This is a genomic window from Pseudomonas sp. I8001 (genome assembly GCF_013385345.1).
GTDB lineage: Bacteria > Pseudomonadota > Gammaproteobacteria > Pseudomonadales > Pseudomonadaceae > Aquipseudomonas.
On the sequence record NZ_JACAQC010000024.1, the window covers coordinates 261,036 to 286,297 of the forward strand.

General features: G+C 61.5%; 20 protein-coding genes. 14 read left to right on the forward strand and 6 right to left on the reverse strand.

Translation table 11 applies throughout. The annotated features are described in order from the left end of the window. Position 1: 1 nt before the first annotated feature. On the reverse strand, positions 2 to 838 hold the full coding sequence (locus HX839_RS17920) for a transporter substrate-binding domain-containing protein (protein ID WP_008435195.1): 837 nt from the start codon (positions 836 to 838) through the stop codon (positions 2 to 4). Between the two features lie 239 nt (positions 839 to 1,077). Here HX839_RS17920 and HX839_RS17925 point away from each other — a divergent pair, with 239 nt between their 5' ends. Then, positions 1,078 to 1,938 carry a LysR substrate-binding domain-containing protein gene (locus HX839_RS17925; protein ID WP_003207477.1) on the forward strand — a complete coding sequence of 287 codons (861 nt, stop codon included), beginning with the start codon at positions 1,078 to 1,080 and terminating at the stop codon, positions 1,936 to 1,938. Between the two features lie 3 nt (positions 1,939 to 1,941). Here HX839_RS17925 and dnaQ read toward each other — a convergent pair whose 3' ends face one another. From dnaQ to HX839_RS17940, 3 genes are all read right to left on the reverse strand, one after another. Beyond that, complete coding sequence (gene dnaQ, locus HX839_RS17930) at positions 1,942 to 2,682, reverse strand: DNA polymerase III subunit epsilon (RefSeq protein WP_162835175.1); 741 nt, start codon at positions 2,680 to 2,682, stop codon at positions 1,942 to 1,944. Between the two features lie 70 nt (positions 2,683 to 2,752). Then, positions 2,753 to 3,205 (reverse strand): ribonuclease HI, encoded by a 453-nt coding sequence (gene rnhA / locus HX839_RS17935; RefSeq protein ID WP_003207474.1) that lies wholly within the window; start codon positions 3,203 to 3,205, stop codon positions 2,753 to 2,755. Positions 3,206 to 3,306: 101 nt separating this feature from the next. Next, entirely contained in the window at positions 3,307 to 4,065 is a 759-nt protein-coding gene (locus tag HX839_RS17940) for a class I SAM-dependent methyltransferase (protein WP_008435200.1), read from the reverse strand. Between the two features lie 65 nt (positions 4,066 to 4,130). On the opposite strand from HX839_RS17940, the gene gloB reads away from it, so the two are divergent. The 7 genes from gloB (at position 4,131) to HX839_RS17975 (ending at position 13,944) form a co-directional block, all read left to right on the forward strand. Next, on the forward strand, positions 4,131 to 4,898 hold the full coding sequence (gene gloB, locus HX839_RS17945) for a hydroxyacylglutathione hydrolase (protein WP_003207471.1): 768 nt from the start codon (positions 4,131 to 4,133) through the stop codon (positions 4,896 to 4,898). Between the two features lie 98 nt (positions 4,899 to 4,996). Continuing rightward, positions 4,997 to 6,409 (forward strand): lytic transglycosylase domain-containing protein, encoded by a 1,413-nt coding sequence (locus HX839_RS17950; RefSeq protein WP_008435202.1) that lies wholly within the window; start codon positions 4,997 to 4,999, stop codon positions 6,407 to 6,409. Between the two features lie 168 nt (positions 6,410 to 6,577). Then, positions 6,578 to 8,407 (forward strand): extracellular solute-binding protein, encoded by a 1,830-nt coding sequence (locus HX839_RS17955; protein WP_177067466.1) that lies wholly within the window; start codon positions 6,578 to 6,580, stop codon positions 8,405 to 8,407. Further along, a complete protein-coding gene (locus tag HX839_RS17960) occupies positions 8,404 to 10,242 on the forward strand; it encodes an extracellular solute-binding protein (protein WP_102605660.1) in 1,839 nt (612 codons plus the stop codon). The genes HX839_RS17955 and HX839_RS17960 overlap by 4 nt, the downstream gene beginning before the upstream one ends. Position 10,243: 1 nt before the next feature. Beyond that, positions 10,244 to 11,317: a microcin C ABC transporter permease YejB gene (locus HX839_RS17965; protein ID WP_008435207.1), complete on the forward strand. Its 1,074-nt coding sequence runs from the start codon at positions 10,244 to 10,246 to the stop codon at positions 11,315 to 11,317. A gap of 1 nt (position 11,318) precedes the next feature. Then, a complete protein-coding gene (locus tag HX839_RS17970; RefSeq protein ID WP_008435209.1) occupies positions 11,319 to 12,338 on the forward strand; it encodes an ABC transporter permease in 1,020 nt (339 codons plus the stop codon). A 1-nt stretch (position 12,339) separates the two neighbouring features. Continuing rightward, positions 12,340 to 13,944, forward strand: a complete 1,605-nt coding sequence (locus tag HX839_RS17975) for an ABC transporter ATP-binding protein (protein WP_134326412.1) — start codon at positions 12,340 to 12,342, stop codon at positions 13,942 to 13,944. A gap of 71 nt (positions 13,945 to 14,015) precedes the next feature. On the opposite strand, the gene HX839_RS17980 is transcribed toward HX839_RS17975, so the two are convergent. Next, positions 14,016 to 14,861 carry an oxidoreductase gene (locus HX839_RS17980; RefSeq protein WP_177067467.1) on the reverse strand — a complete coding sequence of 282 codons (846 nt, stop codon included), beginning with the start codon at positions 14,859 to 14,861 and terminating at the stop codon, positions 14,016 to 14,018. Between the two features lie 110 nt (positions 14,862 to 14,971). Here HX839_RS17980 and HX839_RS17985 point away from each other — a divergent pair, with 110 nt between their 5' ends. The 6 genes from HX839_RS17985 to HX839_RS18010 all read left to right on the forward strand — a co-directional run bounded on the left by HX839_RS17985 (position 14,972) and on the right by HX839_RS18010 (position 24,519). Then, positions 14,972 to 15,883: a LysR family transcriptional regulator gene (locus HX839_RS17985; RefSeq protein ID WP_134326410.1), complete on the forward strand. Its 912-nt coding sequence runs from the start codon at positions 14,972 to 14,974 to the stop codon at positions 15,881 to 15,883. A 96-nt stretch (positions 15,884 to 15,979) separates the two neighbouring features. Continuing rightward, complete coding sequence (locus HX839_RS17990; RefSeq protein ID WP_134326409.1) at positions 15,980 to 16,510, forward strand: sigma-70 family RNA polymerase sigma factor; 531 nt, start codon at positions 15,980 to 15,982, stop codon at positions 16,508 to 16,510. Then, positions 16,507 to 17,466, forward strand: a complete 960-nt coding sequence (locus tag HX839_RS17995; RefSeq protein WP_177067468.1) for a FecR domain-containing protein — start codon at positions 16,507 to 16,509, stop codon at positions 17,464 to 17,466. Before HX839_RS17990 ends, HX839_RS17995 begins: the two co-directional genes overlap by 4 nt. A gap of 96 nt (positions 17,467 to 17,562) precedes the next feature. After that, positions 17,563 to 20,031: a TonB-dependent siderophore receptor gene (locus HX839_RS18000; RefSeq protein ID WP_371315636.1), complete on the forward strand. Its 2,469-nt coding sequence runs from the start codon at positions 17,563 to 17,565 to the stop codon at positions 20,029 to 20,031. Between the two features lie 156 nt (positions 20,032 to 20,187). Further along, positions 20,188 to 23,631, forward strand: a complete 3,444-nt coding sequence (locus tag HX839_RS18005; RefSeq protein WP_177067470.1) for a hypothetical protein — start codon at positions 20,188 to 20,190, stop codon at positions 23,629 to 23,631. Between the two features lie 63 nt (positions 23,632 to 23,694). Next, positions 23,695 to 24,519 carry an AraC family transcriptional regulator gene (locus HX839_RS18010; protein ID WP_003207444.1) on the forward strand — a complete coding sequence of 275 codons (825 nt, stop codon included), beginning with the start codon at positions 23,695 to 23,697 and terminating at the stop codon, positions 24,517 to 24,519. 1 nt (position 24,520) lies between these two features. On the opposite strand, the gene HX839_RS18015 is transcribed toward HX839_RS18010, so the two are convergent. Beyond that, entirely contained in the window at positions 24,521 to 25,108 is a 588-nt protein-coding gene (locus HX839_RS18015) for a LysE family translocator (RefSeq protein ID WP_003207442.1), read from the reverse strand. Positions 25,109 to 25,262: the final 154 nt, after the last annotated feature.

A 25,262-nucleotide genomic window follows, 5' to 3' on the forward strand; every position in this document is an offset into this window, starting at 1 on the left:
GTCAGGCGCCCTTGAACTGTTTTTGCAACTCCACCAGCGCCGGGGACGCCGGGGTGATGTGGTTGCGGGTCTGGGCTTCGATCAGCCAGCCGCTGCGGTGCAGGTCCTTGACGATGGGGTCGAGTTTGGCCTGGGTGTCGCTCTCGCCACGGCGGGTCCAGATTACCGATGGCGCCGGGTTCAGCTCGGGACTGAGGGTGCGGTAATCCTTCCATTCGGCGCTGTCGTTGATCAGCGGGTTGACCAGGGTGGAGTCATGCACCGCGGCGACGCAGTTGTTGCCGCGCAGGGCCAGCAGGGATTCCGAAGAGCTCTTGAAGGCCTTGATCTGCGCGCCCAGTTCGGTCAACGGCTTGACGTAGCTGCTGCCCTGGGAGGTGCACACCGGCTGGTCCTTGAGATCTTCCCAGCGGGTGATCTTGCTGTCCTTGAGTACGGCAGCAGTGCCGCCGATCTTGTAGAACGGCGTCGGCACGAACCCGAGGATCTCGCCACGCTCGGCGGTCCATTCCATATTGGCGATCAGCAGGTCGACCTTGCCCTGTTGCAGGAACTGCACACGGTTGGCCGGCAATACCGGCACCAGCTGCACCTCGGCGCCCAACTGACGGCCCAGCTCGTTGGCCAGGTCGACGTTCAAGCCCCTGGGCTTCTGGGTGGTGGGGTCGATGCCGCCAAACGGCCCGCCAGACAGCAGCACGCCGACCACCAGCACATGGCGCTGCTGGATCTTGTCCAGGGTCGCATCGGCCTGAGCCACTGCGCTGCCGCCCAGGGCGATCAACGCGCCCAGGACCACAGGCAACCTTCGTTTTACCGCCGCGCGCACAAACCCCATGGAACTCCCCTCATTAGCGATCGGCGTACCCCGACCTGATGTGGGGGCATGCTAGGGAGAGTGCCGGGCTAACGGAAATTCAAATATCTAATATCGTTATAACTTCCCGTATATGGACGCGCTGACTTTTGGCCATATACTCGAATTCATTAGCCCTCGTAAAAACCCAGCGCGACAAAACATAAACATCTGTAATGTTTATCTTCGCACCCTTGATATAAAAACGCCCTGGAATGGCCATGTCGACCCTCGATCTTGAACTGCTCCGCACCTTTATCGCCGTGGTCGACCACCACAGCTTTGCCGAAGCCGGCACTCACCTGGCACGCACACAATCTTCCGTCACCCAGCATATGCAGCGTCTGGAACAACAAGTGGGCGTCAGCCTGTTTGAAAAACGTGGCCGGCAAAAACAACTGACAGAACCCGGGATGCAACTGTTGCGGCATGCGCGGCAGATGCTCTCGCTGAATGACGATGCACTCAATTCCTTGCGGGAAAGCAGCCTCAGCGGCGTACTGCGCATCGGCTCGCCCCACGACATCGCCGACACCATCCTGCCGCCGATCCTCAGCCACATCGCCCGCTCGGCACCGCGCCTGCGCCTGGAGATCGACGTCGGGCGCAGCCCGTTCCTGATGGATGACCTGCACCGGGGCAAGGTCGACATGGTGATTTCCACCCGCGCCGATGCCAACCTGGAGGGCTTTGCACTGCGCACCTCGCCGGTGTGGTGGATTTGTTCGGCGCAATACATTCACTCGCCAAGCGAGCCGCTGCCATTGATTCTGGTGGATGAGCCGAGCATTTATCGGCGCTACGCCCTTGAGGCGCTGGAACGGGCGAATATCCCGTGGCGCCAGGCGTACCTGGCATCGAACCTGATCGGCATCAAGGCCGCGACCCGCGCAGGGCTGGGCGTGACCCCACGGAGCATGGAGATGCTAGGGCCGGATATGCGGGTATTGGGGGAAAACGATGGATTGCCGAGGATGCCGGAGGTCACGTACTACCTGTGGATCCGTCCGAACACGGCGAACCCGATTGCGCGTAAGGCATATGACCTGATCAGGGCCAGCCAGGGGCTGGCGCTGGGGTAAAGGTTATTGCTGGGTCAATTGGGTCCACAGCGCGGGTGCGCCGGCAGACTTGGCGATCGCCTCAAGGCGCGCCGCGTGTTCGGCCATGTCCTGCTCGCTGGCGCGAATAATCGTGGTGGGCTGGCGATCCGCTGGCAGGCGGCGGATTTCCGAAGGACGATTGCCCGAGCCTTCCGCCGAACCATTGCCGTCCGAGGCATTACCGGCCAGGGACAGGCTGGTCTGGCCACCGGTCATGGTCAAGTAGACGTCGGCGAGAATCTCGGAGTCGAGCAACGCGCCGTGGAGTTCACGGCCGGAGTTGTCGACGCCATAGCGTTTGCACAACGCATCGAGGCTGTTGCGCTGGCCCGGGTGACGCTCACGCGCCATCATCAAGGTGTCGAGGATCGAGCAGTGCCGGGTGATATCAGCCCGGTCGGTCTGCCCCATCAGCGCGAATTCGTTGTTGATGAAGCCAACGTCGAACGCCGCGTTATGGATGATCAGTTGCGCGCCGTTGATGAACTCAAAGAACTCATCCGCCACTTCGGCAAACCGTGGCTTGCCCACCAGGAATTCGTTGGTGATGCCGTGGACGCCGATGGCGCCTTCGTCACTTTCCCGATCCGGTTGCAGGTAGACGTGGAAGTGCCGGCCGGTGAGGCGGCGGCCCATCAGTTCGACACAGCCGATTTCAATGATCCGGTGGCCGTCGGTCACCGGCATGCCGGTGGTTTCGGTATCGAGTACAACAGATCGGATGGCCATCAGGGTTCAGCTCTCAACGGTTTGGTACATTTCAAGGGGCGGGATCTTAACACGTCAGACGGCATCAGCTCTGTTTGTAGCCGCGCACTTCATCCACACCGCGGTTGGCCAGTTGGTCGGCCCGCTCGTTGCCGGGATGGCCGATGTGCCCGCGCACCCATTTCCAGGTGATGTTGTGGCGATTGCATTGCTCATCGAGCAATTGCCACAGGTCGGCGTTTTTCACCGGCTCCTTGGCCGCAGTCTTCCAGCCGCGCTTCTTCCAGTTGACCATCCACTCGTTGATGCCCTTCATCACGTACTGGGAGTCGGTCACCAGCAATACGTCGCAACGGCGCTTGAGCTCTTCCAGGCCACGGATCGCGCCCATCAGTTCCATGCGGTTGTTGGTGGTGTTGGCTTCGCCGCCCCACAGTTCCTTCTCCACGCCCTTGCACACCAGCAAGGCGCCCCATCCGCCGGGGCCGGGGTTGCCCTTGCAGGCGCCATCGGTGAAGAGTTCTACGGTATCGGTCATTTCACTGTCCATTAAAGCGGGATCCATCAAAGCGGGTTGCCGATAATCGACCGACAAGTGCCCGAGGTCGAGAGGCTCGACCTGAAATCAAAAAGGTATGTTTACTGTTCGCTCTGCTTGCGATTGACCTTGGCCATCGGCATCGGCACCAGCTTGCCCATCGGCTCGCGACGCACCTGGCGCACCGGGCGCAGGCCAACGACGATCTTGCGCGCCACCAACAGGTAGAAACCCCCGCCGGACAATTGCCAGGCACCGGCCCTGCGTTCCCAGCCGGCCAGCCGGCCTTGCCACTTGGCAGACGCAAGCGGCGGACGATAGCACCCGAAGCGGCGTTTCTCCAGCGCAAAGCCCAGCAGGTTCAACCAGTCGCCGACTCGCGACGGCGAGATGCAGCGCGCCTGGCGCAGCCCGTCATGGGCGAACACATGGCGCAAGCCCCAACTGCTCCAGGGGTTGATGCCAATGATCAGCAAATGGCCACCAGGGCGCACGCTGCTGGCCGCTTCGCGCAGCAAACCGTGGGGCGACAGGCAGAAATCCAGGCCATGCTGCATCACCACCACATCGGCCGCATGCTCGCTCAACGGCCAGGCCTGCTCCTCGCAGACGATTTCAACCCCCGGCAGCGGCGCCCCCAGGCGCACATTGCGTTGCACCTGGGGTGCCGACGGCGGGGTTTGTGCCGACGGCCCGTAATGCACCAGGTAACCACCAAAGAACCGACCCAGCTCGTCTTCGAGCATGCGCCGTTCTTCATCCAGTAAAAATTGCCCGACAGGCCCGGACAGCCATTCACGGGCGGCACCGATCAGTGCCAGCCACTCGGGATCGGCCTGGGCGAACGCTTTATCAGTCATTGCATTCTCCAACGCGCCAAGAAGCTCTAAGATGCACCAATGTGTTCAGCTTGGCGAATCAAAGAATGATACAGATCAGTGCCCTGCCCGCCTTCACCGATAACTACATCTGGTTGTTACAGGATCAGCCGAACAAGCGCTGCGCGGTGGTCGATCCCGGTGATGCCGCGCCCGTGCTGGCCTGGCTCCAGCAGCATCCCGAGTGGACCCTCAGCGACATCCTGGTGACGCACCATCACCATGATCATGTCGGCGGCGTCGAGCAACTTAAAAGTGTTTCAGGCGCCACGGTCTACGGCCCGGCAAATGAAAAGATCCCGGCGCGGGACGTGGCACTCCAGGATAACGACCGCATCAACGTGCTGGGTTGGGACTTCGAGGTGTTTGCCGTACCCGGCCATACCCTGGGGCACATCGCCTTTTATCACGAGGGCGTGCTGTTCTGTGGCGACACCCTCTTCGCCGCCGGTTGTGGCCGCCTGTTCGAAGGCACCCCGCAGCAAATGCACACCTCACTGGAGCGCCTGGCGGCCTTGCCGGCCAACACGCTGGTGTACTGCACCCACGAATACACACAAAGTAACCTGAAATTCGCCCAGGCCGTGGAACCGCATAACGCGGATATCGCCGAACGGGTGGAGAACGTGCGGCAACTGCGGGCGAACGGCCAGATAACATTGCCTTCGACTTTGGCCCTGGAAAAACGCACCAACCCTTTTCTGCGGACCTCTGAAACATCCGTTAAAGAAAAAGCGGACGAACGGAATGGCCGCGATAACCGGGCCGGGAGTGAGGTGTTTGCTAGCTTGAGGTCGTGGAAAGATACGTTCTAAGCGCGTGGAATTTAGTACGTAATTTCTGAATGGTTGACCGCAACCCACGCGCTTTCTAGAATCGCCCGACATTTTTGCCCGGAACTTACTTCCAGCCAATGTCGTCATCTATTCGTAAAACCAACCATTCAGACGCATTGACCCGCCTGGCTCAAGCCGTGGCGGTGGCTGTGTCCGCTACTCTGGCGGGCTGCCAATCGACCCATTTTGCCGCACAATCCACCGTGCAACCCAAGCCAAACCTTACCGCCAAGATCAAGCAAAAACCCCTTTGGCTATCAGAGAAGCCAAGCCCGGAAGTGCCCCAGGATGTCTGGGAACGCATGCGCCGGGGCTTTCAATTGCAGGACGGGTTAGGCGTCAACCCGCGCATTGAACAGCAACGATTGTGGTTTGCCAGCAACCCATCCTTCCTCGAGAACGCCGGCGAACGCGGCAGCCTCTATATTCATTACATCGTCGAACGCCTTGAAGAACGCAACATGCCCCTGGAGCTGGCGCTGCTGCCAGTGATTGAAAGTGCCTACAACCCAATGGCCTATTCCCGCAGCGATGCGGTCGGCCTGTGGCAGTTCGTTCCCGCCACCGGGCGCTATTTCAACCTGCGCCAGACCCGCGCCTACGACGGCCGCCGCGACATCACCGCCTCCACCACCGCAGCCCTGGACTACCTGACTCGCCTGCATGACATGTTCAACGGCGACTGGTTGCTCGCCCTGGCGGCTTACAACGCCGGTGAGGGCACGGTCAGCCGAGCCATCGAGCGTAACGAGAAGCTCGGTTTGCCGACGGACTACTGGAACCTGCCACTGCCCCAGGAAACCAAGGACTACGTGCCCAAGTTCCTGGCGCTGTCCCAGGTGGTGCTGGCCCCCGAGGCGTATGGCGTCAACCTCAACCCGATCGCCAACACGCCGTACTTCGAAGTGGTAGAAATCAAGACCAGCATGGACCTGTCACGGGTCGCCGCGCTGGCCGAGATCGACGAAGACGAACTGTTCCAGCTCAACCCTGCCTTGAAACAGCGCACCACCCTGGACGGCCCGCAGCATTTGCTGGTGCCGACGTCCAAGGCGCAGCTGCTGGCCAGCAGCCTTTCGGCGATGAAGCCGGAAGAATTGCTGAGCATGCGCCCGAAAAAGCCGGTGTTCGACGACGTTGAGCACAAGGCCATTGCCGGTCGCACCCGCAACTACAAGGTGCGCAGCGGCGACAACCTGACGCTGATCGCCAAGGCCAACAAGGTCGATGTACATGACCTGCAGCGCTGGAACAAGCTCAACGGGCAGGCGCTCAAGGTCGGCCAGACCCTGGTGATGCAGGACACCCGCAAGCTGGTTGCCAAGGCCGACAGCAAGAAGCCGGTGCAGTACAAGGTCAAGAAAGGCGATTCGCTGTACATCGTCGCCAAGCGCTTCAACGTCGAGATGCAACATCTCAAGCGCTGGAACCCACGCACTGGCCAGGCGCTGAAACCTGGGCAGATGCTGGTGGTTTCCGGGCCGCGCTAAGCAGCAAACACGAGGGGGAACTGGCAACAGCTCCCCCTTTGTTCTTCACCCTGCCAACCCCCATCCAAGCCTGTAGTCTCCCTCCTGCGGCGCCAGCCTTTTTCCAATCGGAACAAGCTGTTACTGTACGGTTCATAAAGCCCAAGCCGCCTGGATCGGATCCCTGACTTGAAGCGTCCCCTCCTTCTACTAATAAGTCTGGCCTTGAGCTTTTCCGCGAACGCGACCATCACCGAGAGCCACGGTTATGCGCAGTTCGGCACGCTCAAGTACCCGGCCAAATTCACCCACTTCGACTGGGTAAACCCCGCAGCGCCCAAGGGCGGCACCTTGCGGGTCATGGCGTTTGGCACGTTCGACACCCTCAACCCTTATACCTTCAAGGGTTCCAGCCCGGTTTCCACCGCCAATTTCCTGCAATATGGCGTCAACGAGCTCAATGAGCCGTTGATGGTCGGCACCGGCCAATATGCCCCGTCCGGCGATGAACCGACTTCCAGTTACGGCCTGATTGCCCAATCGGTGGAATACAGCGAGGACCGTAGTTGGGTAGTGTTCAACCTGCGTCCTGAAGCACGCTTCCACGATGGCAAGCCGATCACCGCCTACGACGTGGCGTTTTCCTATCGCACGCTGCTGACCGAAGGCCACCCGCAGTACCGCACCAACCTGCAGGAAGTGGCCCGGGTCGACATTCTTAACCGGCATCGCATTCGTTTTGTGTTCAAGCGCGCCGGCAACCCGTTGCTGATCCTGCGCCTGGGCGAGCTACCGGTATTGCCCCAGCATTACTGGAAAAACCGCGACTTCAAGGCCACCACGTTCGAACCGCCGCTGGGCAGCGGGCCTTACCGCATCAGCAAGGTCAGCCCCGGGCGACAACTGGTGTTCGAGCGGGTCAAGGATTACTGGGGCAAGGACCTGGCGGTCAACCGTGGTTTGTATAACTACGACAAGGTCGAGGTGGAGTTCTACCGCGACAGCGACGTGGCCTTCGAAGCGTTCAAGGCCGGCGAGTTCGATATCTATATCGAGCACCAGGCGAAAAACTGGGCCAATGGCTACAACTTCCCGGCGGTCAACCGCGGCGATGTGATCAAGGCGCAGATCGCCCACCAGATACCGACCCAGAGCCAGGGCCTGTTCATGAACAGCCGGCGCCCGGCCTTCAGCCAGGCCAAGGTCCGCGAAGCGTTGGGGCTGATGTTCGATTTCGAGTGGACCAACCGCACCCTGTTCAGCGGCGCCTATAAACGCAGCCTCAGCTATTACCCCAACAGCGAATTCTCCGCTACCGGCGTGCCGACCGGCCATGAGTGGCTGATGCTGTCGCCCTATCGCGACCAACTGCCGGCCAACCTGTTTACCCAGCCCTTCAGCCTGCCCCAGACCGACGGTCGCGGCATTCCTCGCGACACGATGCGCCGCGCCCTCGCATTGTTGGCGGACGCCGGCTGGAAGCTGTCCGGGCAACGCTTGCTCAACAGTGACGGGCAGCCGCTGAGGCTGGAGATTCTGCTGGTGAACCCGAACCTGGAGCGCATCCTGCAGCCCTATATCGAGAATCTGACAAGCATCGGCGTCGATGCCCGCTTGCGCACGGTAGACCGCGCACAGTACAAACAACGCCTCGATCAGTTCGACTTCGACATGATTCTGATGACCCTCAACCAGACCCTCAGCCCCGGCCTTGAGCAGTGGCAGTATTTCCACTCCAGCCAGGCGGGGATCAAGGGCAGCAAGAATTACGCAGGCATCGCCAACCCGGTGGTCGACCACCTGCTGGACCAACTGCTGGCGGCGCAAACCCGTGAAGAACAGTTGGCCGCAGGCCGGGCGCTGGACCGCGTCCTGCTGTGGCAGCACTACAGTATTCCCAACTGGTACCTCAACTATCATCGCCTGGCGTACCGCAACCGGTTCGCCTTCGTCACCACGCCGCCCTACAGCCTGGGCCTGAGCGCATGGTGGCTGAAAGCTTCGGAGAAAGCCCAATGATACCTCTGCGTACTGCGATCCTTGGCAGCCTGCTGTTTTGCGCCGCGGCCAATGCGGCCCCGCAACATGCCCTGACCCTCTACAACGAACCGCCCAAGTACCCCGCCGATTTCAAACACGTCGACTACGTAAATCCGGATGCCCCCAAGGGTGGTACCTTCCGCGTATCCAGCATGGGCAGCTTCGACAGCCTCAACCCATTCATCAGCAAGGGCGTGCCGGCAGATGATATCGGCCTGATCTACGACACCCTCGCCCAGCAAAGCCTGGACGAACCCATCACCGAATACGGCCTGGTAGCCGGCAAGATCGAAAAGGCCCCGGACAACAGCTGGGTGCGCTTCTACATCCGCCCCGAAGCGCGCTTCCACGACGGCCACCCGATCCGTGCCGAAGACGTGGTGTTCAGCTTCCAGACGCTGATGAAGGACGGCTCGCCGATCTTCAAGACCTACTACGCGGATGTCGACGAAGTGATCGCCGAAGACCCGCTGCGGGTGCTGTTCAAGTTCAAGCGCACCAACAACCGCGAACTGCCGCTGATCCTTGGGCAACTGACAGTGTTGCCCAAGCATTACTGGGAGGGCCGCGACTTCTCCAAGGGCAACCTGGAGATTCCGCTGGGCAGCGGCCCGTACAAGGTGGCCGAGGTCAAGGCCGGGCGCTCGGTCCGCTACGAGCGGGTCAAGGACTACTGGGCCAAGGACCTGCCGATCAACAAGGGTTTCTACAACTTCGATTACCGGGTCACCGATTACTACCGCGACAACACCGTGGCCCTCGAAGCCCTCAAGGCCGGGCAGTTCGATTACTGGCTGGAAATCAGCGCGAAAAACTGGGCCAATGCCTACAACACCCCCGCCGTCACCCAGGGCCGCCTGATCAAGGAAGAAATCCCCAACGGCAACCCCACCGGCATGCAGGGCTTCGTGTTCAACACCCGCAAACCGATGTTCCAGGACGTGCGGGTGCGCAAGGCCATCAGCCTGTTGCTGGACTTTGAATGGAGCAACAAGCAACTGTTCAACGGCGCCTACACCCGCAGCCGCAGTTATTTCGAAAACTCCGAGATGGCCGCCACCGGCCTGCCCGGCCCGGATGAGCTGGCGATTCTTGAACCGCTGCGGGACAAGATCCCGCCCCAGGTGTTTACCGAAGCCTTCGAGCCATCGAAGACCGACGCCAGCGGCATGATCCGCACCCAGCAGCGCGAGGCCTATCAACTGCTGCAAGAGGCCGGCTGGAAGATCGTCGACGACAAGATGGTCGACACCACCGGCAAGCCGGTGACCATCGAGTTCCTGCTGGCACAGACCGAGTTCGAACGCATCCTGTTGCCGTTCAAGCGCAACCTGGCAGACCTGGGGATCGACCTGGTGATTCGCCGGGTCGACATCTCGCAGTACATCAACCGCATCCGTTCGCGGGATTTCGACATGGTGGTGGGCAGCTTCCCGCAGTCCTCATCGCCGGGCAACGAGCAGCGCGAGTACTGGAAGTCATCCAGCGCCGACAAGCCCGGCAGCCGCAACTACATCGGCCTGAAAGACCCGGCCATCGACCAGTTGGTGGAAGAACTCATCGACTCCGACTCGCGCAAAAGCCTGGTGGCCCACGCCAAGGCCCTCGACCGCGTGCTGCAGTTCGGCTACTACGTGATCCCCAACTGGCACATCAAGACCTTCCGCGTGGCGTATTGGGACCACCTCGGCCATCCGAAGGTCTCGCCACGGTATGACGTCGGCACCGCCACCTGGTGGAGCAAACCCGACGTGAAACCTGCGATAACCGTGGACACCAACCAGAGCGCCGATCCGGCGAGCGGGGGCGACTGAGATGCTGGCCTATATTTTTCGTCGACTGCTGCTGATCATCCCGACCCTGTTCGGCATTTTGCTGATCAACTTTGTGATCATCCAGGCCGCCCCGGGTGGCCCGGTGGAGCAGATGATCGCCAAGCTCGAAGGCTTTGAAGGCGCCACCAGCCGGATTGCCGGGGGCGGCGCCGAAGTCTCGGTGGCCGGTTCCAGCTACCGCGGCGCCCAGGGCCTGGACCCGGCGCTGGTGAAGGAAATCGAGAAGATGTACGGCTTCGACAAGTCGGCGCCGGAACGCTTGTGGATCATGGTCAAGAACTACGCCCGGCTGGATTTTGGCGACAGCTTCTTTCGCGATGCGAAGGTCATCGACCTGATCAAGGAAAAGATGCCGGTGTCCATCTCCCTCGGATTATGGAGCACCCTGATCATGTACCTGGTGTCGATCCCCCTGGGGATCGCCAAGGCTACGCGGCACGGCAGCCACTTCGACGTGTGGACCAGCTCGGCGATCATCGTCGGCTACGCGATCCCGGCGTTCCTGTTTGCGATCCTGCTGATCGTGGTGTTCGCCGGCGGCAGTTACTTCGACTGGTTTCCGTTACGCGGGCTCACGTCCAACAACTTTGACGAGTTGAGCTGGGGCGGCAAGGTCCTCGATTACTTCTGGCACCTTGCCCTGCCGGTGACCGCCCTGGTGATCGGCAACTTCGCCACCATGACCCTGCTCACCAAAAACAGCTTCCTCGACGAGATCAACAAGCAGTACGTGGTCACCGCCAAGGCCAAGGGCCTGACCAACCACCGCGTGCTGTACGGCCATGTGTTTCGCAACGCGATGCTGCTGGTGATTGCCGGCTTCCCGTCGGCCTTCATCGGCATTTTCTTCACCGGCTCGTTGCTGGTGGAAGTGATCTTCTCCCTCGACGGCCTGGGCCTGATGAGCTTTGAAGCGGCGATCAACCGTGACTACCCGGTGGTGTTCGGCACCCTGTTTATCTTCACCCTGCTGGGATTGGTGGTGAAGCTGATCGGCGACCTCACCTACACCCTGGTCGATCCGCGCATCGACTTCGCCAGCCGGGAGCATTGAGATGAATCTATCCCCCCTCAATCGTCGCCGGTTCGAGCGTTTCAAGGCCAACAAGCGTGGCTGGTGGTCGCTGTGGCTGTTTTTGATCCTGTTCGGCCTGAGCCTGGGCGCCGAGCTGATCGCCAACGACAAGCCGCTGGCGGTGCACTACGACGGCGACTGGTATTTCCCGGCGCTCAAGCGCTACCCCGAGACCACCTTCGGCGGCGAATTCCCGCTGGAAGCCAACTACAAGAGCCCGTATATCCAGGAGCTGCTCAAGGCCAAGGACGCGTGGACGTTGTGGGCGCCGATTCCGTACAGCTACCAGAGCATCAACTACGACCTGAAAGTTCCGGCCCCCGCCCCGCCGTCACGGGACAACCTGCTGGGCACCGATGACCAGGGCCGCGATGTGCTGGCGCGGGTGATCTACGGCTTCAGGATTTCCGTGCTGTTTGCCCTGACGCTCACCGTGCTCAGCTCGATCATCGGCGTGATCGCCGGCGCGTTGCAGGGCTTCTACGGTGGCTGGGTCGACCTGGCCGGCCAGCGTTTCCTGGAGATCTGGTCCGGCTTGCCGGTGCTGTACCTGTTGATCATCCTCGCCAGCTTCGTGCAACCCAACTTCTGGTGGCTGCTGGGGATCATGCTGCTGTTTTCCTGGATGAGCCTGGTGGACGTGGTGCGCGCCGAGTTCCTGCGCGGGCGTAACCTGGAATATGTGCGGGCGGCGCGGGCGCTGGGGATGCAGAACGGCGCAATCATGTTCCGCCATATCCTGCCCAACGCCATGGTCTCCACCATGACCTTCATGCCGTTCATCCTGACCGGCGCGATCGGCACCCTCACCGCGCTGGACTTCCTGGGTTTTGGCCTGCCGGCCGGCTCGCCGTCCCTGGGTGAACTGGTGGCCCAGGGCAAATCCAACCTGCAGGCGCCGTGGCTGGGCATGAGTGCGTTTGCCGTGCTGGCGATCATGTTGAGTCTGCTGGTGTTTATCGGCGAGTCCGCTCGCGATGCCTTCGACCCGAGGAAATGAGATGAATCAGGACAATCTGATCGAAGTCCGCGACCTCTCCGTCGAGTTCGTCGTAGGCAACAGCCACCAGCGGGTGGTGAACAACGTCAGCTTCGATATCAAGCGCGGCGAAACCCTGGCACTGGTGGGCGAAAGCGGCTCGGGCAAGTCGGTCACGGCGCACTCGATTTTGCGCCTGCTGCCCTACCCGCTGGCGCGTCACCCGTCGGGGACGATCCAGTACGCCAACCACGATTTGCTGACCCTGAAGGAAAAGACCATCCGGCATATCCGCGGCAACCGGATTGCGATGATTTTCCAGGAGCCGATGACTTCGCTGAACCCGCTGCACTCCATCGAGAAGCAGATCAACGAAGTGCTCGGCCTGCACAAGGGGCTTACCGGCAAGGTGGCCACCAAACGCACCCTGGAGTTGCTGGAACTGGTGGGCATCCCCGAGCCCCATAAACGCCTCAAGGCCCTGCCCCACGAGCTGTCCGGCGGCCAGCGCCAGCGGGTGATGATCGCCATGGCCCTGGCCAATGAGCCGGAACTGCTGATCGCCGACGAACCGACCACGGCACTCGACGTCACCGTGCAGCTGAAGATCCTGGAGCTGCTCAAGGAATTGCAGGCGCGCCTGGGCATGGCCTTGCTGTTGATCAGCCACGACTTGAACCTGGTCAGGCGCATTGCCCACCGGGTATGTGTGATGCAAAAAGGCTGCATCGTCGAACAGGCCGAGTGCGAAACCCTGTTCCAGTCTCCCCGACATTCATACACCCAGGAGCTGCTGGCAGCGGAACCCAGCGGCGGCCCCGCCACCAATGAAGTCGGCCCACCGTTGCTGGAAGTCGATGACCTGAAGGTCTGGTTCCCGATCAAGAAAGGCTTCCTGCGCAATACCGTCGATTACGTCAAGGCGGTGGATGGCATCAACTTCAGCCTGCCCCAGGGCCAGACGCTGGGCATCGTCGGTGAAAGCGGCTCGGGCAAATCCACCCTGGGCCTGGCAATTTTGCGGCTGATTGCGAGCAAGGGTGGCATTCGCTTCGAAGGCCATCAGATGGACAAGCTCAGCCAGCAACAGGTGCGCCCACTGCGCCGGGAAATGCAGGTGGTGTTCCAGGACCCGTTCGGCAGCCTGAGCCCGCGCATGTGCGTGAGCGAGATCGTCGGCGAAGGCCTGCGTATCCACAAGATGGGCACTGCCGCCGAGCAGGAAGCGGCGATTATCGCCGCGCTGAAGGAAGTGGGCCTGGACCCGGAAACCCGCAATCGCTACCCCCACGAATTTTCCGGCGGCCAACGCCAGCGCATCGCTATTGCCCGCGCACTGGTGCTCAAGCCCCGGCTGATTTTGCTGGATGAGCCGACCTCGGCCCTCGACCGTACCGTGCAGCGCCAGGTGGTGGAACTGCTGCGCAACCTGCAGGCCAAGTACAACCTGACCTACCTGTTCATCAGCCACGACCTGGCGGTGGTCAAGGCCTTGAGTCACCAACTGATGGTGGTAAAACACGGGCAGGCGGTTGAACAGGGAGATGCACCCGCGATCTTCGCCAACCCCCAGCATGCCTACACCCGGCAGCTGCTGGAGGCGGCGTTTTTGGTGCCCGGCCCCTAGCAGTAGAACCACCGTAGCAGCTGTCGAGCCCCAGCGAAGCGGCGGCTCGACAGCTGCTACGCCATTGGGTGTCAGAAATCGGTTGAGGCCGACAGTTCACGCCAGGCGGCGGTCTCTTCCTTGACGTAGGCCAGCTTGTCCTCAATCGCCTGCAACGTGTCGGTGCCCAGGGCCAGGCGCATCGGCGGATGCGGCGCGTCCACCAGCTTGATCATGGCCACTGCCAGCAGCTCCGGGTTACCCGGTTGCTGCTGGTTGTAGACCTTGGCCAGCTTGCGCACCTCGCCGGACGTGGCGGCGTAGTCGTCGATGATCAGGGGCGACTCCACCAGGGAGTTGCCATCCAGGAAGTCGGTGCGGAAATAACCCGGCTCCACCACCGTCACCTTGACGCCCAAGGGTGCCAGCTCTGCGTGCAGCGCCTCGCTCAACCCTTCAACGGCAAACTTGGTCGAGCAGTACGTGCCGAATCCCGCACCCGAACGGAAGCCGCCCACCGACGAAATATTGATCACATGCCCGCTGCGCGCCTGGCGCATGAACGGCAATACACCGCGAGTGACATTGAGCAGCCCGAACACGTTGGTTTCATACAAGCGGCGAACCTCATCGGCAGACGCCTCCTCCACCGCGCCCAGCAGGCCAAAACCGGCATTGTTGACCAACACATCAATGCGCCCGAAGTGCTCAATGGCGGCACGGGCAACGTCGGCAGCCTGGGATTCGTCGGTCACGTCCAGCTGCACCGCCAGCAGCCCGGGTTGCTCGCCGAAGCGTTGGGTGACGGTATGGGCGTTGCGGGCCGTGGCCACCACCGCATCACCGTGGGCCAGTGCTGCCGCGACGATTTTCGCGCCGATGCCCCGGGAAGCCCCGGTTACCAGCCAAACACGCTTGAAGGAATGTGCCGTTGTCATGATCCGTACCTGATGGAGTGAATGTGAAGCCAAAGTACGCTGAGGCATTAGCCTGAAAAACCGTCTCATGCTACAAGCACTCTGAAACAGAATTTCATAATGGCTGACTGATGAACCTTGATCCCTTCAATGGCTTGACCGAATTTCTCGCCGTGGCCGAACTGAAGAGCTTCACCCAAGCCGCTGCACGCCTCGGCGTAACACCGACGGCGGTCAGCCATGCGGTGAAGACCCTGGAGAAGCGCACGGGTGTGGTGCTGTTCCAGCGCACCACGCGCCGGGTGGCGCTGACCGAGGCCGGCATGACGCTTTACAGCCGCCTGCGCCCCGCCGCCGGGGAGATTGACGAAGCGCTGGCGGCCCTCAGTGGCTACCGCGACCGGCCCATGGGCACCCTGCGGCTGACGGTGCCAAGGTTGTCGGGCAAGTTGCTGATCGAGCCGTTGATCCCGCGTTTTCGCGAGGCCTTCCCCGATGTGGTGCTGGATATTTCCCTCGACGATGCCACGGTGGACCTGGTGACCGAGGGCTTCGACGCCGGTATTCGCCTGGGGGAATCCATCGACAAAGACATGGTTGCCGTGCGCCTGACCCCGGACCTGAACTGGTCGGTGGTGGGCTCTCCCGCCTACTTTGCCAAGGCCGGCAAGCCGACAACGCCGGAAGCGCTCACGACCCATCAAACCATCGGTTATCGCTTCCTGACCTCGGGCATGGCACACCGCTGGGAATTCGAGCGGGCGGGCCGGGAATTTACGGTCGGCGTTCAAGGCGGGTTGATCGTCAATGACCGCAACCTGATGATCGCCGCCGCGCGGGCCGGCCAGGGCCTGGCGTACGTGAGTGATTTCGAGGTCATGGAGGACCTGGCTTCAGGCGCACTGGAGCCCGTGCTGCAATCTTTCGTACCGCCAAGCAGCGGGCTGTACCTGTATTTCCCCGCCCGAACCCAGAGCCAACCGAAACTGCGGGCCTTTATCGACCTGGCCACCGCATGGATTGCCGAAAAGCGTGGGCGCTGACAACGCCGCAAAAGCAAACCAATATCATTTGCGCAGTGCCCGGCCCTTTGGTTTAATCGCGACCAATTCTTATTTACGCCAAGGCTTCTGCGCCACATGGATACTGTGTCGACCCCGTCCACCTCGTTCAGCGACCTCTACGGCAATCACCATTCCTGGCTGCTGGGGCTGCTGCGCCGGCGCCTGAGCAATCGCTGGGATGCGGCGGACCTGGCCCATGACACCTTCATCCGGGTACTCAAGCGCCCGCCGGCCGGCGCCGATGAGACGCGGGAGCGCTCCTACCTGGCCACCATCGCCCGGGGGTTGTGCATTGATCACTGGCGTCGGCGCCAACTGGAACAAGCGTGGCTGCAAAGCCTCGCGGACCGGCCGCAAGCCCTGCAACCGTCGCCGGAGCAGCGGGCAATCATTGTCGAAACCCTGTACGAAGTGGACGCCATGCTCGCGCGGCTGCCCCACAAGGTGCGCGAAGCGTTCCTGCTGGCGCAGTTGCACGGTACGCCCTACAAGCAGATCGGCGAACAGCTCGGGGTAGGCGAACGGATGGTGAAAAAATACCTGGCCCAGGCGCTGCTGCATTGTGCGGTGCTGGAAGCCGAACTGGACGGGATGCTCGTGGAGTGAACAGCCCCGGAAAGCTCAGCCATGCCAGCCTTGAGCAAGCGGCCCAATGGTACGTACGCCTGCAGGATCAGCCAGAGGCTGCCCAACACTGGCAGGCATGGCTCGGGCAAAGTCCGGAACACCAGGCCGCCTGGGGCTATGTAGAACGGGTCAGCCAACGCTTTGCGCCGTTGGCCGAGCAATCCCACAGCGCCAGCCGTGCGTTGCGCAGCTCTCGGCGCCAGACGCTCAAGACCCTGCTGGCGCTGTGTGCCGGTTCAACGCTGGCCTGGGGCACCTGGCGCAACACCGCCCTGCCCCGGTTGGTGGGAGGCTGGAGTGCGGATTACGCAACCGCCGGCGGTGAAACCCGCGAAGCGCTGCTGGACGATGGCAGCCGCCTGTGGCTGAACGCCTTGAGCGCCCTGGATGTACGTTTTGACCGGGTCCAGCGCTTGCTGCACCTGCGCTTCGGCGAGGTGCTGATCGAGACCGCCAAGGACCCGAACCGCCCGTTCCTGGTGGAGACTCAACAGGGCCGCCTGCGCGCCCTGGGCACCCGCTTCAGCGTGTTGCAGGACGGCGACAGCACCGTGCTCAATGTGTTTGAAGGTCGGGTCGAAGTGCGCACCGCCGCCAGCCAGCAACAACGAATCATCGAGGCCGGGCAACAAGTGGCCTTCACCCGCGATGGGTTCAATCTCCGTTCACCCGCATCCGCCACCCGTGAGGCCTGGAGCCGTGGCGTACTGCTGGCCGACAACCTGCCGCTTGGCCAACTGGTCGCCGAACTCAATCGTTTTCGCCCCGGCCACCTGGGTTGTGATCCAGCCGTGGCGCAATTGCCGGTGATGGGTTCGTTCCCCCTCAAAGACAGCGACCACGCACTGCGCCTGCTACAGGCCGCGCTGCCGATTCAGGTCGACACGCTCATGCCCTGGTGGGTCACGGTCAGGCCCAAACACCCAGGCGCATAAAAACTTTCAGCCGTCAGTTCCCTTTTCCAAAACTCGTTCGGTAAACCCTGCAGATGCTTTCAATTCGCCGATCGATTTGATCCAAAGGGAATGTTCATGTCGCAACCCGTTCGCTTCACTTTGCGCCCGCTGGCGCTGGCCGTTACTGCTACGTTGTTGTGCCTGGGCGCGCTCGACGCGCAAGCCGCCGAGTCACCGTCGACTCAGGAAACGGCCCGCCACTACACCATCGCCGCGGGTTCGTTGGTCAACGTGCTGAACAGCTTCGCCGAGCAGTCCGGGATCTTTTTCGCCGGCCACAACAGCCTGGCCAGCGGCAAAACCAGCCCGGGCCTCAACGGCAGCTACACCCCGGCCAGCGGTTTGCAACGGCTGTTGCAAGGCAGCGGCTTGCAGGCCGTGCCCCAGGGCAACAACGGCTACGTGCTGGAGTTGGTCCCGGCCAACACCGGCGCCCTGGAACTGGGCGCCACCACCATCTCCGGCGAAGGCCTGGGCGCCACCACCGAAGATACGCACTCCTACACCACCGGCGCCATGGCTTCGGCCACCGGCCTGGCGCTGTCGATGCGCGAGACGCCGCAGTCGGTAACAGTGATCACCCGCCAACAAATGGACGACCAAGGCTCCACCAGCATCGCCGACACCCTGCGCCGTGCGCCCGGTGTGAGCGTGCAGAATTACGACAGCGAACGCTGGGAGTTTTCCAGCCGCGGCCTGCCGATCACCAATTTCCAGTACGACGGGGTCAACTCCACCTACGACGGCGTGTATGACTATGGCACCACCAGCACCGACATGGCGGTGTATGACCGCCTGGAAATCATCAAGGGTTCAGCGGGCCTGATGTCCGGCTCCGGCGATCCTTCGGCCACGGTCAACCTGATTCGCAAAAAGCCCACCCGGGATTTCAAGGCCTCGGTCACCCAGACCTTCGGCTCGTGGGACAACTACCGCACCGAAGGCGATATTTCCGGGCCTTTGACCGACTCCGGCAACGTGCGCGGGCGCTTCGTCGGCGTGTATCAGGATCGTCAGTCGTACCTGGACCACTACCAGAACACCAAGGATATCGCCTACGGCATCCTCGAAGCGGACCTGACGCCGGACACCCTGCTGACCTTCGGCATCGACCAGCAGGACACCCGCTCCCGTGGCGCCAGCTGGACCGGTTTCCCGATGTACTTCAGCAACGGTTCACGCACCGACTTCTCGCGGTCCTTCAACCCGGCCGCCGACTGGAGCCGCCGCGACTTCCAGAACCAGACCCTGTTTGCCTCGGTGCAACAAAAGCTCGCGAACGACTGGTCGCTGAAAGTCAGCCTTGACCGCAAGCGCAGCCAGCACGACACCCTGCTCGCCTCCGCCAGCGGCGGCAACCCGGACCCGGTCACGGGCAACGGGATGTACATGTTCATGGGCAAATACAAGGGTGACCAGGTGCAAAACACCCTGGACATCAACCTCAATGGCCCCTTCAGCCTGTTCGGGCGCGAGCATGAATTGATCATGGGCTTCATGGCCACCCGCTCGAAGCAGGACGTGCCGGTGTACGGCTCGATCTACCCGCCCGTGGGCGGCAGCATTTACGACTGGCGCGGCGAATACCCGAAGCCTGACATTCCCCGCAGCGGCCAGAACGACATCGTGCAACGCCAGACCGGCGCGTACCTGGCCACGCGCTTGAGACCCACCGATGACCTGTCGGTGATCCTGGGTACCCGCGTCAGCAACTTCAGCGGCACCGACAACACCGACTTCTACGACCCGACCAAGGCCGACAACCGTTTCACCTACCGCCAGACCGGCGTCGTCACGCCCTATGCCGGTATCGTCTACGACCTGAATGACATCTGGTCGGTGTACACCAGCTACACCAAGATCTACAAACCGCAAAACAGCAAGGACGCCGACCGCAAGTTGCTCGATCCGATTGAAGGCGACACCTACGAAGCCGGGCTCAAGGCCGCTTTCTTCGACGGCCGCCTGAACGCCAGCTTCGCCGCATTCCGCATCGAACAGGACAACGTTGCGCAGTACGTTTCCGGGTTTGAGACCGACTCGGTATATCGCCCGATTGCCGGCGCCACCACCAAGGGCTTTGAAGTCGAACTGGCCGGTGAAGTGCTGGACGGCTGGAACGTCTCGGCGGGCTACACCTACCAGCACAGCCGTGACGCCAACGGCGATTACGTCTATGGCTCTGTGCTGCAAACCACCACGCCCCAGCAAGTGGTGCGGTTGTTCAACACCTATCGGCTGCCCGGCGCCCTGGAGAACCTGACCGTGGGTGGCGGCGTGAATTGGCAGAGCGAGTTCTTCGGCAATGTGTTCCAGCCCGATCCCAACGACTCGGTGAATTTCGGCCACAACTCACGCATTACCCAGGACAGCTACTTCCTGGTGGACGTGATGGCGCGCTACCGCTTCAACGAGCACCTGAGCACCACGTTGAACGTGAAGAACCTGTTCGACAAAAAGTACTACACCGGCCTGGGCAACTTCGGCACTGGCTTCTACGGCGAGCCGCGCAGCCTGCAATTGGCGACCCGCTGGGATTTTTGAGCCCAAACGCCAGACTGCCGTAGCGCCCGCAACGGCAGTCGACTCGGGCTACACCCCGTCAGGAAGGTACGTCTTTTGTTCTGGCCCGGCCCATCCGACGATGCAGGCTCCGGTCGCCCATAGCACGTGGGCGACCTTGCACAGAGCCTGAACGCCATGGATGACTTACCCTTTCTGTCCCACCTGTTGAAGAATATTTCTCCCTCCGCCCTGGACCTGATCAAGCACCAGGCATTGCGCCTCAAGGACGATCAAGTGCTGATCGCCGAACTGATCGCCGGTTTGATCAGACTGGTTGCCCAAGGCACCACCCCGGCAACCGAACCCATCTTGATCAGCGTGCCGGAAAATACCATGCTCGGTCGCTGGGTGCGGCTCTTCTGTGACGCCATCGGCCGCCCGGCCTTCCGTGAGTGGGCCTCACGCCATGACCTGGAACTGGCGAGCCTGGTGTTTCGGGGCGGCGATCTGCAGGCCACGATCCTGGAAGGCACGGTCAAAACACCGTACACCTTCACCCTGGACAAAGACTCTGATTGGTGGCGCGTCGCGAATCCGATCCTGGAGGTGGTGCAGATTATCGATACGGTCAACGCCGGCTTGCCATTCATGGAAAACCTCGTCGAACCTCATTCGAGGACACTGCCTCTGAACCTGGCATTGCCCTTCTATGGCTACCCGGTACCGACCAATCATTTGCAGGCTCAGGTGATTCTCGAAGAGATCCATACCCTCGACACGCTGCCCGGTGTCGATGAAAGCGGGCGGCTCAAATCCACCCTGCGCAAGCGCTTGACCGAGGAGCAGCGGGATTACCAACAACTGGCCGATGCGCTGCAGACGCTCCTGGAACAAAGTACAAACGGCAGCCCGCCTTTCGATTGGCTGCAGCTCTACCTGCAACGATGCACGCTGGACTCGGACTCAATGTTGTCGAGCACCTTAAAGTACGCGGCACAGCTGCTTTACGCCGTGACGCAGGGAGAAGAGTTCGCGAGCCTCAACCCTGCCAGTCAAGGCGCTGCCCCCACTTACCGCTATTCCGTCGACCAAAAAGTAGTGATCGCCGTGACCGACGGCCGCGAGGCCAATACCTCACCTCTGGATCGCTCCAACAACTCAGCGCTGAATCAGCAATGGGATGAGCTGGAGCGCCTGGCCAATCTCGCCCATACCGACATATTGCCGGACGCCAGCCTCAGCCTGGCCGCGCTGATGACGGTGTATCGGCTACCCCGTCCTGCCAGTGCAGGGGACGTTCAGGTCCTGGTGGAACAACTGCGCGCCACCAGCGCAGCGACGTTTCCCTATGTCAGCTCGGCCGCCCACTCGTTGGTGGCCGTCAGCAAACACATGCGCCATATCGCAGTCCTCAATGACCGTTACACCATGCAAGCAGCACTCAAGTCGATCACCCTCGATACGCAGCTCACTAGCACCCTGGACATGACGTTCAACCTGGCGGCTGACTCGCCCTTTGCCACTCTGGTGGACAAAGGGGCGCAACTGCTCGCAGGTTTGCGCCAGGAATCGGCCTTTCAACGCGTGAGCGCCACCCGCCAATTCAACCTTGCCCGGGTGTATGTACTGAACGCGGACGGCGAACTCAGTGGTTACGCGCTGGACGATGCGCCCAAGGTACTCACCCGTGCGGACACACCGCTTTCAAGCCTGACCTCGATGGCCGAACCCCTGTTGGAACTGGCCCGCCAATCCGGCGGGCGCATCAGCACCAATGGCCAGGTCAGCTTGCGCCAGTTACTCAACCTCTACCAGATGGCGCTACCGGCTACCCGTGACGAAGCCCATGCCACGGCACGCATCCTGCGCATCCCGACAACCAAACAGCCACGCCACGGCAACTACTGGCGGGCATTGCAGGTGATGCCACTGCTGGCGGCGCAACGCAAACAGGTGCTGCAGACCGTCGCCGCCTTCCTGCCCAACCAGGACGTAAAACTGTTCGACTACCTGAGCGAAACAATCGTCGGCGAAAAAAACCGTGACCAGGTGCGCGCCGAGGCTGATCTGCTGCTGCACCAACTATTGGCATCGCCCCCGGCCCAGGCACTGGCCGCGCGGCTATCGGAAACCGTGGGCTGGTACGGTGAACACGCCAGCGCTGCAAACACCCGTGCCAGCAGAAACGCACTGTTGTTTGCCGCACTGATTCTCAGCCTGGACGCGAATGCTGGTAAGCAGCGGGCCACTGTCGCCGGCTATGACCTGACCGATTCCTACAACTGGGGCCTGACCTTCCATGAAGTCCGTAACGCCGTAGAAGCCATGGTCCAGTTCAAGGTCCTGCGCACCAGCGCCGTACCCATGGCCGCGCACCTGTTGCTGGCGGGCATCGCCCCGGAATTCCTGGTGCGGGACATCCCTGATGAGGTGTCGTACATGAGTTCCCATACCTGGGTACATTTCAAGCAATACGTGGACCTGATCGAAGCTGAAACACCGGGTGCATCACGGGCCATGCGCTTCACCGACTTCATGGCGGTGATCTACTTCATCATGCCCTCCCGCCGGGTTCGCCGAGGCAGTCTGCCGATCGTCGACTGGGCCGTGGCCAACGGAGTACTGGCCAAAAACGTTGATGGGCACAGTACCACGCAGAAGAATCGCGCCATTGCCGCGTTGAACGAGCAGCTCAACCAGTTGCAGATCAGTTCCGAGTTGAAGAAGAACGGGCATACCAGCCTGTATGAGATAGCCTTGCAGGATCTTCAGCGGGTGTTTGCCGGTAGCACCGATCTGGAGCGAATGGTCATACAATGGCAGGCTAGGCCTGGTAACCGCTCGGAGCCGGATATCGCCGCCAATACCGCCGTTTCCCTGGTTCAGTTGCACATGGCAGGCAAGCTGACCAAAGGCACAACGCAATGGCGCTCGACCCTCAAGGACGTTGATTTCGCCAGCATGGCGTCACGGTTCGATGAGTTGGGGTCAATCCATTCCACTTTCGCGGCCGAGTTCGAGAAGCGCTACACGGCGGTGCGCGCCGCGCTGCTACAGTCGATCGTGTATTGGATGTCACAACTGCCCCTGCTTAGCCGTAAAGGCATGGAATATGGCAGCCTGGAATTCCATCGCCTGCAAACGTCACGCACCAGTGCTGGCGGGCAGACATCGGGCATCGGGAGATTCGGGGTGCTGGTGTTGTGCAGGTACGCCGGCGACAAGCGCTTCTACGAATTTCTCCCAAAGCAACTGAAGGTTGCCCCATTACCGGGCCTGACCCTGCAAATATTCGAACAGGCCCTGCGCACCGGCAATACCCAAGGCAGCCCGCTGCCGATCGATTGGTCAGCGTACGCGCGCGGCACCATTCCCAACGGGCAGCAACACGCGACGGTCATTGCCCAACGTTTTGCCGAGCTGCCTGCCGTCTATGGGCCGAGCCCTGTGGTACCCAACACCTTCACCTCGCCACGCAGCCTGGCCATTGCCAGCATCGTGATTGACCAGCACTTGCTGGTAGGCGCCGATGAGGCGCGAGCGGCGGCGAAGCAACCCCTTTCCCTGGCAGACGCCATCAACGGCGTAGATCCGCGGATCGGCTTCCTGCGCAGAATGGAACCCGAAACCATGAAATGAAACGTTGCAGGCCGGTTTCTGTGTAATCATTCACTGCATTGTTTCCCGGTGAGACTTGTAGTGATGCGATCGCCCCTCGAACCGACTGCCCCTTCCTTCTGGCGCGACGAACGCCTGCCGTTCATTGAGGCTCGCACCATCGCCGACGGGCGGAAGGTCTGCTACACCCGCCACGCCCACGAGCACTTTTCCATCGGCGCGATCACGGCCGGGCAGAGCCTGTACATCCATGGGGCATCGACCTTCAAGATCAGCACCGGCACCGTGGTCTTGATGAATCCCGGGGATGTCCACGCCTGCAACCCCATTGATGATCTGCCCTGGTCCTATCACATGCTGTATATCGATACGGCCTGGCTGACCGACCTGCAGCACCAGTTGGGTTTCAGCAAGGACCAGGACTTTCGTCCGTTCACCGCCACCCACACCACGGATGTCGCGCTGTACCGCGGGCTGAACGAGCTGTATGAGGTGCTGGTGGACAACCACGCCGAACACCTGCACAAGCAGAGTGCGGTGGTGAGTTTTTTCACCGAGGTGCAACAACGCCTCAACCCGTCGGAGACCCCGGTGCGCGAGGTCAATCACAAGCTGGAGCGGGCCGCCGACTATATCCGCGAACATTGCACCGAGGCCCTGAAGCTCGAAGACATTTGCCAGGCGGCTGAACTGTCGCCGTCGTACCTGATTCGTGCGTTCAAGCAGTATTACGGCATGACGCCCCACGCATTCCTGGTCAATCGCCGTATTCAGTTTGCCCGCACCCAGTTGCGCAGCGGCCAGTTGATCGCCGACGTCGCACTGGCGGCCGGCTTTTCTGATCAGGCGCATTTCCAGCGCACGTTCAAACAGCACCTGGCGGCGACGCCCGGGCAATATCGCGGCTGACTCAGGCCAGCAGCAGATACCCCACGCTGGCCACCAACAAGGCGGCCATCGAGCGATTGAACAGGCGCATGCCCTGGGGATTGCTCAGGTAGCGGCGCAGGAACGTCCCGGCGTACGCCCAGCACGCCACCGACAGGTAGCAGATCACCAGGTAGATCGTCGCAAACAGCCAGACTTGCTGCGCATCGCCATCGGCGACAAACAGCCCCATGCCTGCCACACACGCCAGCCAGGCCTTGGGGTTGAGCCATTGCATGATCGCCCCATAGAGCATCGACGGCGCCGCGGCCGTGCCTTCAGCGTCCAGGCGCCCATCGTCCACGGCCAGTTTCCAGGCCATGTACAACAGGAAGGCCACCCCGCCCCATTGAATCAACTGCGTCAGCAGCGGCCAGCGCACCAGCACCTCATGCAGCCCCAGGCCAATCAGCACCAGCAGCAAGGTGAACCCCAGCGCGGCCCCGGCTACATGCTTCTGGCTGGCGGCAAACCCAAAGCGCGCCCCCGAACTGATGGCCACCACATTCACCGGTCCCGGCGTGATGGAAGTGGCCAAAGCGAAAGCGGCCATGGAAATGATCAAGCTCATTGCAATTCCTTTTTGTTGTGCGGGTATGAGCTGAACCTTAAGGAGAAGATGGATCGCGGTATTGAAGAAAATGCCCCTGCCGGGAATGACCGAAAAAACCATCAGTTGAAACCCTTAGCCCACCCGCTGCAAAAGACAAATTTATTCCATTGAT